The organism is Pseudomonas sp. KCJK9000 (assembly GCF_046230725.1).
In the GTDB taxonomy this organism is placed as follows: domain Bacteria; phylum Pseudomonadota; class Gammaproteobacteria; order Pseudomonadales; family Pseudomonadaceae; genus Aquipseudomonas; species Aquipseudomonas promysalinigenes.
The window spans coordinates 21,147-35,096 of record NZ_JBJJLN010000017.1 but is presented as its reverse complement, the minus strand read 5'-3'; the positions used below and the strand labels follow the sequence as shown (position 1 = coordinate 35,096).

12 protein-coding genes are annotated in these 13,950 nt (G+C 62.6%); 5 read left to right on the top strand and 7 right to left on the bottom strand.

Annotated features, from left to right (window positions below; all coding sequences use genetic code 11):
• Nucleotides 1-26 precede the first annotated feature (26 nt).
• From ACK59H_RS10160 to ACK59H_RS10130, 7 genes are all read right to left on the bottom strand, one after another.
• Nucleotides 27-1,040: a chemotaxis response regulator protein-glutamate methylesterase gene (locus ACK59H_RS10160; RefSeq protein WP_060478388.1), complete on the bottom strand. Its 1,014-nt coding sequence runs from the start codon at nt 1,038-1,040 to the stop codon at nt 27-29.
• Nucleotides 1,037-3,313, bottom strand: coding sequence for a hybrid sensor histidine kinase/response regulator (locus tag ACK59H_RS10155; RefSeq protein WP_060478389.1), 2,277 nt, complete (start codon nt 3,311-3,313; stop codon nt 1,037-1,039). The genes ACK59H_RS10160 and ACK59H_RS10155 overlap by 4 nt, the downstream gene beginning before the upstream one ends.
• Complete coding sequence (locus tag ACK59H_RS10150) at nt 3,310-3,975, bottom strand: chemotaxis protein CheW (protein ID WP_060478390.1); 666 nt, start codon at nt 3,973-3,975, stop codon at nt 3,310-3,312. Before ACK59H_RS10150 ends, ACK59H_RS10155 begins: the two co-directional genes overlap by 4 nt.
• On the bottom strand, nt 3,972-5,216 hold the full coding sequence (locus ACK59H_RS10145) for a CheR family methyltransferase (RefSeq protein WP_409264425.1): 1,245 nt from the start codon (nt 5,214-5,216) through the stop codon (nt 3,972-3,974). Before ACK59H_RS10145 ends, ACK59H_RS10150 begins: the two co-directional genes overlap by 4 nt.
• Nucleotides 5,213-5,719, bottom strand: coding sequence for a chemotaxis protein CheW (locus ACK59H_RS10140; protein ID WP_060478392.1), 507 nt, complete (start codon nt 5,717-5,719; stop codon nt 5,213-5,215). Before ACK59H_RS10140 ends, ACK59H_RS10145 begins: the two co-directional genes overlap by 4 nt.
• A 5-nt stretch (nt 5,720-5,724) precedes the next feature.
• A complete protein-coding gene (locus ACK59H_RS10135; protein WP_060478393.1) occupies nt 5,725-7,347 on the bottom strand; it encodes a methyl-accepting chemotaxis protein in 1,623 nt (540 codons plus the stop codon).
• Nucleotides 7,348-7,473: 126 nt separating this feature from the next.
• The gene (locus tag ACK59H_RS10130; protein WP_060478394.1) at nt 7,474-8,160 is read right to left on the bottom strand and encodes a tellurite resistance TerB family protein; all 687 of its coding nucleotides are present in this window, start codon (nt 8,158-8,160) and stop codon (nt 7,474-7,476) included.
• A 213-nt stretch (nt 8,161-8,373) separates the two neighbouring features.
• On the opposite strand from ACK59H_RS10130, the gene ydcS reads away from it, so the two are divergent.
• The 5 genes from ydcS to ACK59H_RS10105 all read left to right on the top strand — a co-directional run bounded on the left by ydcS (nt 8,374) and on the right by ACK59H_RS10105 (nt 13,916).
• A complete protein-coding gene (ydcS, locus tag ACK59H_RS10125; protein WP_060478395.1) occupies nt 8,374-9,525 on the top strand; it encodes a putative ABC transporter substrate-binding protein YdcS in 1,152 nt (383 codons plus the stop codon).
• A 208-nt stretch (nt 9,526-9,733) separates the two neighbouring features.
• Nucleotides 9,734-10,774, top strand: a complete 1,041-nt coding sequence (locus ACK59H_RS10120) for an ABC transporter ATP-binding protein (RefSeq protein ID WP_060478396.1) — start codon at nt 9,734-9,736, stop codon at nt 10,772-10,774.
• Between the two features lies 1 nt (nt 10,775).
• The gene (locus ACK59H_RS10115; RefSeq protein ID WP_060478397.1) at nt 10,776-11,678 is read left to right on the top strand and encodes an ABC transporter permease; all 903 of its coding nucleotides are present in this window, start codon (nt 10,776-10,778) and stop codon (nt 11,676-11,678) included.
• Complete coding sequence (locus tag ACK59H_RS10110; RefSeq protein ID WP_060478398.1) at nt 11,668-12,474, top strand: ABC transporter permease; 807 nt, start codon at nt 11,668-11,670, stop codon at nt 12,472-12,474. Before ACK59H_RS10115 ends, ACK59H_RS10110 begins: the two co-directional genes overlap by 11 nt.
• A 17-nt stretch (nt 12,475-12,491) precedes the next feature.
• The gene (locus ACK59H_RS10105) at nt 12,492-13,916 is read left to right on the top strand and encodes a gamma-aminobutyraldehyde dehydrogenase (RefSeq protein ID WP_060478399.1); all 1,425 of its coding nucleotides are present in this window, start codon (nt 12,492-12,494) and stop codon (nt 13,914-13,916) included.
• Nucleotides 13,917-13,950 lie beyond the last annotated feature (34 nt).

Genomic DNA, 13,950 nt, shown 5'->3' with positions numbered 1-13,950 from the left:
TGGCTGACGCGATTCTATACGTATCGTCATTTTGCAAAGATTTCCATCAAGCGCCCGGCAATTCGCTCGAGCGGGCGGATTTCTACCGCTGCGTCAATCGCCGCAGCGGCCTTGGGCATACCATAGACGGCGCTGCTGGCCTGGTCCTGAGCAATCGTCATGAAGCCGTGCTGGCGCATCAGCTTCAGGCCTTGGGCGCCATCACGGCCCATACCGGTGAGTAGTACACCCACCGCTTCGCCGTTCCAGTAACGCGCCACACTCTCGAAAAACACATCGATAGAAGGCCGGTAGATTTCATTGACCGGCTCGGCAGTGTAGGCCAACTGGCCGCCCTGTAGCAGCCGGATGTGGTGATTGGTGCCTGCCAGCAGCACTTGCCCAGGCTGTGGCGGCTCGCCTTCGCGCGCCAGGCGCACGGGCAACCCGCTGGCGCTGGCCAGCCACTCGGCCATGCCCGCAGCGAACACCTGGTCAACGTGCTGGACCAGCACGATCGAGGCCGGGAAATCGCGTGGCAGCCCCTTGAGCAATACCTCCAGCGCAGCCGGCCCCCCTGCGGACGAACCGATTGCCACCAGAGCGCAGCGCCGTGAGGCCTCGCGCATCGGCGCCGACACCGGCTTGCTCGGCCCGCAGCGCTGCTGGCCGATCAGCCAACCAATGTTGAGGATCTTGCGCAGCAAAGGTGCTGCAGCCTCGCGCGCATCGCCAGCCCCGAGTGCCGGAGTGTCGACCACATCCAGCGCGCCGTGGCCCATGGCTTCGAACACCCGGTGCACGTTCTGCTTGCGATCGACGGTGACGATGACGATGGCGCAGGGGGATTCGGCCATGATGCGCCGGGTAGCCTCCACGCCGTCCATCACCGGCATGATCAGATCCATGAGAATCAAGTCTGGGGTGTCCTCGGCGCACTTGCGCACGGCTTCGGCACCATTGCCGGCCACCCAGGCCACCTGATGGGCAGGCTCGAACGCCAGTGCTCGACGCAACGCCTCTACGGCCATGGGCATATCGTTGACGATGGCAACTTTCATCCCTGAGCACTCCCGATCAGTTCCACCACGGCATCGAGCAACGCATCGTCGTGGAAGCTAGCCTTCGCCAAATAGTAGTCGGCGCCAGCATCGAGGCCGCGTCGACGATCTTCCTCACGATCCTTGTACGACACCACCATCACCGGCAACGACTGCAACCGTTGGTCGCGACGCACCAGGGTGACCAGCTCGATACCATCCATGCGCGGCATATCGATGTCGGTGATCAGCAGGTCGAAGGTTTCGTTGCGCAGGGCATTCCAGCCATCCATGCCATCCACCGCCACTGCCACGTCGTAGCCTCGGTTGCTCAGCAGCTTACGTTGCAGCTCGCGCACGGTGAGCGAATCGTCCACGACCAGAACGCGCTTGCGGCTGGCACCTCGCGCGCCCTGTACGCCATGCTCGATGCGTTCCAGGCGGCCGGTGCTCAGCAGTTTTTCGACCGAGCGCAGCAGGTCTTCGACATCCACGATCAATACCACCGAGCCGTCGTCCAGCAGCGCCCCGGCAGAGATGTCCTGAACCTTGCCCAGGCGCGGGTCCAGCGGCATGACCACCAGCACCCGCTCGCCCACCAGGCGCTCCACGGCAACGCCATAGAGCTGCTCGCGTTCACGGATCACCACCACCCTCAGGCTGCTCGCCTCGCCTTGCACTGTCGGTCGATTGAGCAACTGGCTTGCCGCGACCAGGCCGATGTGGCGACCCTCGTGCCAGAAGTGCTGGCGGCCTTCGATTTGTACGATGTCATCGGCCGCCACTTCCAGCGTGCGCTCGATGTGCGCCAGCGGGAACGCGTAAGCCTCGTCGCCCACCTCCACCACCAGGCTGCGCACCACCGACAGGGTCAGCGGCACTTCAAGCTGGAAACGGCAACCCTGGCCCGGCACCTGGCTCAGCCCGATCGAGCCGCGCAGTTCGCGCACCATGTGCTGCACCGCGTCCAGGCCGACGCCACGCCCCGACACCTCGGTGACCTTGTCACGCAGGCTGAAGCCGGGCAGGAACAGGAAACTGAGCAGCTCCTCTTCGCTCATCTGCGCCACGGTGTCGGCTGGCGACAGGCCGCGCTCGACGATATTGCGTTTCAGGCGCTCAAGGTCGATACCGGCACCGTCGTCGCTCAGTTCCAGCATCAGCAGCCCGGCCTGGTGCGAAGCACGCAGGCGGATGGTGCCTGTTTCCGGCTTGCGCGCCAGCAAGCGCCGCTCAGGCAGCTCGACGCCATGGTCTACCGCATTACGCAGCAAATGGGTCAGCGGTGCTTCGAGCTTCTCCAGCACATCGCGATCGACCTGGGTTTTCTCACCTTCGATCTGCAATTGCACCTGCTTACCCAGCGACCGGCCCAGGTCGCGGACCATGCGGCTTTGCCCGGTGAGAACATCGGCAAAGGGGCGCATACGGCAAGCCAAAGCCGTGTCATAGAGCAATTGGGCACGCTGGCTGGCCTGCCAGCCGAATTCATCCAGGTCGGCAGCCTGCTGCTGCAGGATCTGCTGCGTTTCCAGCAGCAGGCGCTGGGTCTGGGCCAGCGCGTCGAGTACTTCGGGGCTCTGGCCGCTGGCTTCAAGCTGTGTTTTCAAGCCGTCCAGCGCCCGCATGCCTTGCCCGTGCATGCGTTTTAGGCGCTGCAAGGTGGCCAGGTAAGGCTTGAGTCGCTGGGTTTCGACCAGCGACTTGCTCGACAGGTCGAGCAGGCTGTTCAGGCGGTCGGCGGTCACGCGCAACACTCGCTCACCGCCCTCCCCGGCGCGTTTGCCGGACTTGCGCGGCACCGCAGCCTCAGCCTCGGCTTCAATGGCCGGCAGCGCCGAGGCTGGGGGGGACAGTGGGGCATCGGGCACAGTAGGCGCCAAGGGCGGCGCAGCCGGCGCAGCGCCGGGGTCCAGCAAGCTGGCCATCTGCTGGAGGAACGCCGGCACCAGCGCCTCGCCGTTTGGGTCGCCGGGCGTGGCGATGTGCATCAGCAAATCGGTGCCACGCAGCAAGGCATCGATGTGTTCGGCACGCAATAGCAATCGGCCTTCCTGAGCCGCGACCAGGCAATCTTCCATGACATGGGCAACACTCACACCGGCATCGATGCCGACAATGCGCGCAGCACCTTTGAGCGAATGCGCCGCACGCATGCAGGCTTCCAACTGGTCGGCCTGGGCCGGGTCGCGCTCCAGCGCCATAAGCCCAGCACTGAGTACCTGAGTCTGAGCTTCAGCCTCCAGGCTGAACAGTTCGAGCAGCGATGCGTCGCGCATTTGCTCTGGGGTCATGACAGGCTCCGCTGCACGGCAGACAGTAATTGCTGGTCGTCCAGCACCCGCACACTGCGCCCGCGCCACTGCAGCACTGCGGCTGTGAAGGGTGCGGCATCCTCATCGGCACCCAGCAGCGCGCTATCGAGGCGGTGAATACCGTCGATCTCGTCGACCGCCAGCACCACAGGCCCGCCTGACGCCGCCAGGATCAACATGCGCGGCATGGACCGGCCGCTCTGCGCAGGGTCCGAAACCCGGTCGACCCCAAGCAGCTCACCCAGGGACAGACATGGCACCAACGCACCGCGCACGTTGGCTACCCCTTTCAGTACCCGCGAACGTTGGTGCGGCAGCGAATGCACAGGTTGCACAGGGGCGATCTCGGCCAGGCAGGCGGTGGCCATAGCCAGCCACTCCTCGCCCAGACGGAACAGCAGCAGCGAACGGCCAGCACAGGGTTCGGCAGGCGCATCTACGTGGGCCAGGTCAGCGTCGATCAACGCATAACGGTCGAGCAGGCGCGTGGCCGCCGCCGAATAGACTTCGCAATTGCGGCAATGAATGTGTCGTGCCAGCAGCGGACACGCTTTGTTGCCGTGTACACCAATGCGGTTCCAACAATCGTCAATACGTTCGTCGTCCACGGCCATCAGCTCGACCGCGTGTTCATCTTTCATCGTTCAGACTCCCGGCCAACTCGCGCCGCCCGTTCCTGCAGGCGACGGGCCCCAACATCGTCACCCTGGGCAGCCAACAGCGTGGCCAGGTGCAGCAATGCCTCAGGATGCTGAGGCTCCAGATAAAGGGCTTTGCGGTAATGTGTAAGCGCTTGCTGTGCATCACCTTCAGTGTCGCTGAGCAGCCCCAGCCAATAGTAAACCTGGGCTGTCGGCGCGAATTGCCGCAGGTAGCGCTGGCAACTGGCACGGGCCTGGGAGCTGTCGCCGGCATTGGCCTGCCTGGCAATGGAGGCCAGTAACTCGCTCTCGCTCTCACGTGGCTGCACGGGTGCTGGCGCAGGCCCAGTGGCACGCACCGGCCAAGCGGGTATAGGCGTCGGACGGCTTGGGGTAATAGGCTGGGCAACAGGCTTGATCGGCAGGGCCGGCGCTGGTGGTGCATCGGCCGCTTGCCGCACGTAGGCAAACGACTGCGCGATACCCAAAGGCCGCATCCCCAATCGCGCCAGCAGGCTGCCCTCGGCAGGGCCAATGAAAAGCACCCCCTGGGGTTGCGCAAGGCGCTTGAGCACCTCGAACACCCGCTGCTGGGTGGCTAGGTCGAAGTAGATCAGCAGGTTGCGGCAGAACACGAAGTCGTACTGGCCATTGCGGTTGGCGAGCGCCGGATCGAGCACGTTGCCCACACTGAGGCTGACTTGCCGGCGTACCCTCTGATCCAGCTGATGGCCGTCATCGCACATGTGGAAGTGGCGCTCGCGGAACGACAGCTCGCTGCCACGGAACGAGTTGCGCCCATATGACCCCTTCACGCCTTTGGCAACCGAAGTTGGGCTGATGTCGATCCCGTCGATGTGAAAATCGAGGGGGTTCAGGCCCGCGTCGAGCAACGCCATGGCAAGCGAGTACGGCTCTTCGCCGGTGGAGCACGGCAAGCTGAGCAGACGCAATGGCCGCTCGCCAGCCAATTCGGCCAAGCGTTTGTGGGCCAGCCCTACCAAAGCGCTGAACGATTCGGGGTAGCGGAAGAACCAGGTTTCCGGAACGATCACGGCCTCGATCAGCGCCTGCTGCTCATCGGGCGATTGCTGCAGGCGTACCCAATAATCATCGAGGTTGGCGGCCTGAATCGCCACACAACGCTGGCTCAGGGCCCGTTCGACCATTGCCACGCCCACCGACTCTACATCCAGGCCGATGCGCTCCTGCAGGTAGCGGAAGAACCGTTGCGCGTTCATGGCAATACCTGCCCTGGCGCACCGGGGAACAACGATGCGCGCACAGCGTCGGTCAGCAGGTCATCCACCTCGATGCGTTGCAACAAGCCCTGGGCATCTTGACGCACCGGGCCCAGGTACGGCGCGTTGCCGCCATCCAGGCCATACGGTTGGAACTCGTCCGCCTGGCAACGCAGGGTCTCTGTGGCCTGCTCGAGAATCAGCCCCAGCACATGCTCACCGCGGTAACGCACCAGTACCAGGCGGGTACTGGCACGCTCGGCGGCGGGCTGGGCGAAGCTCAATGCGCTGAGGTCGACCACAGGCACCAGGTTGCCGCGATGCGCCAGTATGCCGGCGACCCAAGCCGGCGCCTGGGCAATCGGTTTCAAGGTGCGCCGGGGCAGCACCTCTATCACTTGGCGAACGTCCAGGGCAAAACGCTGCTGGTTGAGGCGAAACTGCAGATACAGTGTGCCCTTGGCGCTGGGTGCGGCTGTCGGCTGGGCATGCAGGTGGTTCATGGCACTCAGACTTTGAAGCGCGATACACCACCGCGCAGGCCGGCAGCCACTTGGCTCAGTTCATCGATGGCAAAACTGGCCTGGCGCAGTGACTCCACCGTTTGCGTGCTGGCATCGCTGAGCTGGGCCAGCGCCTGGTTGATCTGTTCGGCACCGGTGGCCTGGGCCTGCATGCCTTCGTTGACCATCAATACTCGGGGCGCCAGAGCCTGGACCTGGTGAATGATCTGGCTCAATTGTTCACCCACCTGCTGCACCTCGAACATGCCGCGGCGCACCTCTTCGGAGAACTTGTCCATGCCCATCACCCCGGCCGACACCGCCGACTGTATCTCCCGCACCATCTGCTCGATGTCGTAGGTGGCGACCGCTGTCTGATCGGCCAGGCGCCGAACCTCGGTGGCGACCACCGAGAAGCCGCGGCCATATTCACCCGCCTTTTCCGCCTCGATGGCCGCATTGAGCGAGAGCAGGTTGGTCTGGTCGGCCACCTTGACGATGGTGACCACCATCTGCGTGATATTGCTGGCTTTTTCGTTGAGGATCCCCAGTTTGGCGTTGACCAGATCGGCGGCCCCCATCACCTGGTGCATGGTTTCTTCCATCCGCGCCAGGCCCTGCTGGCCGGAGCCAGCCAGGCTCGATGCCTGGTCGGCGGCGCTGGTAACCTCGGTCATGGTGCGCACCAGGTCCCGTGAGGTAGCGGCGATTTCACGCGAGGTGGCGCCGATCTCGGTAGTGGTGGCAGCCGTTTCAGTGGCAGTGGCTTGCTGCTGCTTGGAGGTGGCGGCGATTTCAGTGACCGACGTGGTGACCTGCACCGACGAGCGCTGGGCCTGGGCCACCAGATTGGCCAAAGCCTCGGCCATTTCGTTGAAACCGCTTTCGATGGCGCCGAACTCGTCCTTGCGATCCAGGCTCAGGCGCACGCTCAGATCGCCGGAACGCAGTTTATCGAGGGCATATACCACGCGCTGTACCGGGGCGGTAATGGCCCGCATCAGCAACAAACCACAGATACCAGCAGCAACGATTGCCAGCAGCAGCGAGACCACCATGCTGCCCTTGGCGGTGTTGACGGCGTTGACTATTTCATGGGTGGCGGCGTCTGCAGACTGGCGGTTGCGCTCGATAACGGTATTGAGGTGCTTGCGACCATCCACCCAAGCTGGCGTGAGCGTCTCGCTGATCAGCCGCTGCGCTTGGCTGTAGTCGTGCTGGCGATAGGCATCGAGTACTTGCCCAACCGCCTTCAGGTAGTTTTCTTCGAGTTTGATGAAGGTATCGAAGCTTTGCTGATCTTGTGCGTCCTTGATGGTGCCTTGGTAGCTGGCCATGTACTGCTTGAGGCGATCGTCGAAGCTTTTGAACAGTTCGAGGTCCGCCTGGGTGAGCTCGCGGTGGTTGGACAGGCCCACCAATTGTTGGCTGGTAACGTAGCTGTCGACCCATGCGCTGCGGATCATTGAGCTGTAGTAGACCCCTGGAATGCTGTCTTTGCCTACCGCTTCCTCGGCGCTTTCGATGGTCACCAACCGCGAGTAGGCGGCCACGATCATCAGCAGCATGATGGCGATGATCACGGCGAAACTTGCCAGGATCCGTTGGCGCAAGGTCCAGTTCTTCACATTCAGCCCTCAGGAATTCACAACGAGCGGGAAAAATCGCCGAAGTATAGCCCACCCTTCCTACGCTTTTGCGGCTGGAATGCACGGTAATCAGGCCTGTTTTGTTTAAGAACAAGCCTGACGGGTTCATTGGCCTGCGGCGAGCCGTACCTGGTTTTCCAATTCCTGACGCAGGGCCGGGTCTAGCTGCAGCTGACGGGCCAGCTCGTCGAGGTAGGCGCGCTCCATGAAATTTTCCTGATCGACCATCATTACACTGGCCAGATACATCTCGGCCGCCATCTCTGGGGTTTGCGCAGCGCGGGCGACTTCGGCCGGGTCGAGCGGTTTGTTCAACTCGGCGTGCAGCCATTGCTGCAACTCCCGGTCGCTGTCCAGACGGGTGAACTCACCCTCGATGAGCGTGCGCTCGCGCTCGTCGATATGGCCATCGGACTTGGCAGCCGCCACCAGCGCGCGCAGCACTGCCTGGCTGTGCTGTTCCGCCTGCGCCGCAGGCAGTCGGTCGAGGGTCCGTGGTTCGGCCTGCTGGCCCGCACCCTGCTGAGCCTGCCAGTTGCCATAAGCTTTGTAGGCCAGCACGCCGAGCGCAGCCAAGCCGCCATAGGTCAGTACCTTGCCGCCATACTTGCGCGCCTTTTTGCTACCCAACAGCATGCCCAGGGCACCAGCCCCCAATGCGCCACCGCCGACGCCGGAGAGCAAACCGCCGAGGCTACCGCCACCGGCCGCTGGTTTGGCCGCACCAGACTGCTTGTTGAGCAGCTCCTGGCCGGATTTGAGCAATTGGTCGAGCAGGCCTCGAGTGTTCATGTGCACATCTCCACGGTACGCAAAGGAAAGCCGAGATTAAGGCCTGAGCCGTGAACCGCCACTGAAGGATTTGCTTCCAGATGTTGCTTTAGCTGGCAAAAAGCCTACTAGACTCGTCTTCGTCGGCCGCTGCCCCAGGCGCCTACGCTCTTCATCGCTTCACTGCTTCGTTGACAACTGCTGCGACCAAAATCTCCAACAAGAGGGAACACCATGTCAGTGCACAACACCGCATTGCTCGGCGCTGTCATCGGCGCGCTGTCGGCCAGCGCCGGCCTGCAGGCTGCCGAGATGCCCAAGGCACTGGGCGCCGGCGAAGGCCGGCTGGACATCGTCGCCTGGCCCGGCTACATCGAGCGCGGTGAAAGCGACAAAGCCTATGACTGGGTCACCGGGTTTGAAAAGGAAACCGGGTGCAAAGTCAGCGTGAAGACCGCAGCCACCTCAGACGAGATGGTCAGCCTGATGGCCAAAGGTGGCTATGACTTGGTCACCGCCTCGGGCGATGCTTCGCTGCGCCTGATCGCCGGCAAGCGGGTACAACCGATCAACACAGCGCTGATCCCCAACTGGAAGACCATCGACCCGCGCCTGCAGAACGGAGGTTGGTACGTGGTCGATAAACAGGTGTACGGCACGCCCTACCAGTGGGGCCCGAACGTGCTGCTGTACAACACCAACACCTTCAAACAGGCACCGACCAGCTGGGCGGTGGTGTTCGAGCCGCAAGCGCTGCCCGATGGCAAACCCAACAAAGGCCGTGTGCAAGCCTACGATGGGCCAATCTATATCGCTGACGCCGCGCTATACCTGAAATCCGCCAAGCCAGAGCTAGGCATCAAGGACCCGTACGAGCTCGACGAAACACAGTACAAGGCAGTGCTTGAACTGCTCCGCCAACAGCAACCCCTGATCCACCGTTACTGGCACGATGCAACGGTGCAGATGAGCGATGTGAAAAACGAGGGCGTGGTCGCCACCAGTTCCTGGGGTTACATGGTCAATGGCCTGAAGGCCGAGAACCAGCCGGTGGCCTCGACCATACCCAAGGAGGGCGCCACTGGCTGGGCCGACACCACCATGCTGCACAGTGAAGCCAAGCATCCCAATTGCGCCTACAAGTGGATGGACTGGTCGCTGCAGCCGAAGGTACAGGGCGATGTAGCAGCATGGTTCGGCTCGTTGCCGGCGGTACCTGCCGCCTGCACCGGCAGCGAACTGCTGGGCGCCGAAGGGTGCAAGACCAACGGCTTCGACAATTTCGACAAGATCGCCTTCTGGAAGACGCCACAGGCCCAAGGCGGCAAGTTCGTGCCTTACAGCCGCTGGACCCAGGACTACATTGCGATCATGGGCGGGCGCTAACTGGAGGGGCCTCTTCTCAAGCCCCCCTTCCCACGAGGGCTGCGCACGTTTTGAGGTGCCCAACCCTGTAGGGGCGGGTGCAGCTACGAAGAGGCCGGCACCGGCAGACCAAATACTCGCTCTCACAGGGACGGCGCCTCATGCAAGGCTGGCGCTGTACCTGTGAAGCGGCCCGAACAGCAGACAGCTATTTTTCCGGAACCTGCGTATGCCCCTAGCCGTTCAGTTCACCCAGGTTTGCCGCACCTTCGGCGAGGTCAAGGCTGTCGACCAGGTCAGCATCGACATCGAAGATGGCGAATTCTTCTCCATGCTTGGCCCTTCCGGCTCGGGCAAGACGACTTGCCTGCGCCTGATCGCAGGCTTCGAGCAACCAAACAGCGGCTCTATTCGTATCCATGGCGTCGAGGCTGCAGGGCTGCCGCCCTATCAACGTGACGTCAACACGGTATTCCAGGACTACGCGCTGTTCCCGCACATGAACGTGCGCGACAACATCGCCTACGGCCTCAAAGTCAAAGGCGTGGCCAAAGCCGAACGCCTGGCCCGTGCCGAGCAAGCGCTGAACATGGTCGCCCTGGCAGGCTATGGCGAGCGCAGGCCGGCACAGCTTTCCGGCGGCCAGCGCCAGCGCGTGGCCCTGGCCCGCGCGTTGGTCAACCGGCCACGGGTGCTGTTGCTCGATGAACCGCTTGGCGCACTGGACCTGAAGCTGCGCGAACAGATGCAGGGCGAGCTCAAGAAACTGCAACGCCAGCTTGGCATCACCTTCATCTTCGTCACCCACGACCAGACCGAAGCGCTTTCGATGTCGGATCGGGTGGCAGTATTCAACCGTGGGCGCATCGAGCAGGTCGACACGCCACGCAACCTCTACATGAAGCCTGCCACCACCTTCGTGGCCGAGTTCGTCGGCACTTCGAACGTAATCCGCGGTGATCTTGCCGAACAACTTTGCGGCAGGCGCACGCCGTTTTCCATTCGCCCCGAGCATATCCGCCTGGTGGATCAACCTGGGCAAGTGCAGGAGGTTCAGCTAGCGGGCGTGCTGCGCGACGTTCAGTACCAGGGCAGTGCCACGCGCTATGAGGTGCAGCTGAGCAGCGGCCAGTTGATCGCTGTCAGCCAAGCCAACGACCGCTGGCAGGTGCAAAGCCAGCCCTTGCAGGTCGGCCAGCCAGTACAGGTGCGCTGGCCACGCGAGGCAATGACTGCGCTTGAGGAAACCCTCGTGGGCCAGGACCACTGACATGCGCCAGCTCAGCGACCTGTTGTACCGGCGCCCCAACCTCTACCTGGCATTGCTGTTGATTCCGCCATTGACCTGGTTCGGCGCCATCTATCTGGGCTCGCTGCTGGGTCTTTTGTGGCAAGGCTTCTACACCTTCGACGACTTCAGCATGACGGTCACCCCGCAGCTGACCCTGAGCAATTTCGTCGCGCTGCTGAACCCGTCGAATTTCGACATCATCCTGCGTACCTTGGCCATGGCTGTGGCGGTATCCCTGGCCAGCGCTGTGCTGGCCTTCCCCATCGCCTACTACATGGCGCGCTACACCCGCGGCAAGACCAAAGCGTTTTTCTACATCGCCGTGATGATGCCGATGTGGGCGAGCTATATCGTCAAGACCTACGCCTGGACCCTGCTACTGGCAAAAGGTGGGGTAGCCCAGTGGTTCGTCCAGCAGTTGCATCTGGATGCCCTGCTGCAAGCCATTCTGGCGGTACCAGGCGTGGGCGGTAGTACTTTGTCGACCTCGCACCTGGGGCGTTTCTTGGTATTCGTGTACATCTGGCTGCCGTTCATGATCCTGCCGATCCAGGCCTCGCTCGAACGCTTGCCGCCATCGTTGCTGCAAGCCTCGGCAGACTTGGGTGCCAAGCCAGGCCAGACGTTCTTCCAGGTCATCCTGCCGCTGTCGATCCCAGGTATTGCCGCCGGGTCTATCTTCACCTTCTCGCTGACCCTGGGTGACTTCATCGTGCCGCAACTTATCGGCCCGCCAGGCTACTTCATCGGCAGCATGGTCTATGCCCAGCAGGGTGCGATCGGCAACATGCCAATGGCCGCAGCTTTTACCTTGGTGCCGATCGTCCTGATCGCGGTTTACCTGTCGATCGTCAAACGTCTGGGGGCATTCGATGCACTGTGAAAAAGCATCCATGGGCCTGCGCGTGGCGGCTTGGGGCGGCTTGCTGTTCCTGCACTTCCCGATCCTGATCATTTTCCTGTATGCGTTCAATACCGAGGACGCAGCGTTCAGCTTCCCGCCAAAAGGTTTCACCCTCAAGTGGTTCAGCGCAGCTTTCGCCCGCCCCGATGTGCTCGACGCAATCAAACTGTCGCTGCAGGTGGCTGGCCTTGCCACGCTGATAGCCTTGGTGCTCGGCACCCTGGCATCGGCGGCACTGTACCGGCGCAACTTCTTCGGCAAAGAGAGCATCTCGCTGCTGCTGATCCTGCCCATTGCCCTGCCTGGCATCATCACCGGCATTGCGCTGCTTTCGGCGTTCAAAAGCCTGGGCATAGAGCCTGGGGTATTCACCATCGTGGTCGGCCACGCCACCTTCTGTGTGGTGATCGTCTACAACAACGTGGTTGCCCGCCTGCGGCGCACCTCGCAAAGTTTGATCGAGGCGTCCATGGACCTGGGTGCCGACGGTTGGCAGACCTTGCGCTACATCATCCTGCCCAACCTGGGTTCGGCACTGCTTGCCGGTGGCATGCTGGCCTTCGCCCTGTCGTTCGACGAAATCATCGTGACAACCTTCACAGCCGGCCACGAACGCACCTTGCCGATCTGGCTGCTCAACCAACTCAGCCGCCCACGCGATGTGCCAGTGACCAACGTAGTTGCCATGCTGGTAATGCTGGTGACCATGCTGCCGATTCTCGGTGCCTATTACCTGACCCGTGGCGGCGAAAGCGTTGCGGGCAGTGGCAAGTGACCCATAAGGAGCCCCCGATGCAAGTCAAAATGCTGATCAACGGTCATCTGGTAGCCGGCGAAGGCCCGGCATGGACTGTGCTCAACCCCGCCGAGGGTAGCGCCCTGGCACAGATCAACGAGGCCACCGAGGCACAGGTCGATACCGCCGTGCGAGCCGCCGACCAGGCTTTTGCTGGTTGGTCGCAGACCAGCCCCAAAGAGCGCTCGATGGCGCTGCTGGCAATCGCCGATGCCATCGAGGCCCATGGCCAAGAGCTGGCCCGGCTGGAATCGCAGAACTGCGGCAAACCGTTCGCCGCAGCCCTGAACGATGAAATCCCTGCCATCGCCGATGTGTTCCGTTATTTTGCCGGTGCCGCGCGCTGTCTCGGCGGCTCGGCGGCAGGTGAGTACCTGCCGGGCCATACGTCGATGATCCGCCGAGACCCTCTAGGTGTGGTCGCTTCGATCGCACCTTGGAACTACCCATTGATGATGCTGGCCTGGAAGATCGCCCCGGCCCTTGCGGCAGGCAACACCGTGGTCATCAAGCCCTCCGAATTGACTCCGCTGACCGCCCTGCGCCTGGGCGAACTGGCCCAGCAGCTGCTGCCACCTGGGGTGCTCAACATTCTGTTCGGCCGTGGGCAAACGGTGGGCAACCCACTGGTGACTCATCCCAAGGTACGCATGGTGTCCCTGACAGGCTCCATACCTACCGGTGCCCACATCATCGGCGCCACCGCCAGCAGCGTGAAACGCATGCACATGGAACTGGGCGGCAAAGCACCGGTTATCGTATTCGACGACGCCGATGTCGAGGCGGCCATCGAGGGTATTCGTACTTTTGGCTTCTACAACGCCGGCCAGGATTGCACCGCAGCCTGCCGCTTGTACGTGCAATCGGGTATCTATGACCGCTTCGTCGAGCAGTTGGGCAAGGCGGTTTCCAGCCTCAAGGTGGGCGTGCAGGATGCCGAGGATACCGAACTGGGCCCTCTGATCAGTGCCCAGCACCGCGACAAGGTCGCAGGCTTGGTCCAGCGCGCCATCGCCCAGCCCCATATACGCCTGGTGACCGGCGGCAACGCCATTGCGGGGGACGGCTTCTTTTTCGCGCCCACCGTGCTGGCTGACGCCTTGCAGGATGACGAGATCGTGCGCAACGAGGTGTTCGGCCCGGTGGTATCGGTCACGCGCTTCAACACCGAGGAACAGGCGCTGGAATGGGCCAACGACTCCGATTATGGCCTGGCATCATCGGTATGGACCCGCGACACCGGCCGTGCCCACCGGCTGGCGGCGCGCTTGCAGTATGGCTGCACTTGGGTCAATACCCACTTCATGCTGGTCAGCGAAATGCCCCACGGTGGGCAAAAGCATTCCGGGTATGGCAAGGATATGTCGATGTACGGGCTGGAAGACTACACCTGCGTGCGGCATGTGATGATCAAGCACTGACGGGGCGGGGCGGCTGGGCCATGGGGTGCTCGAT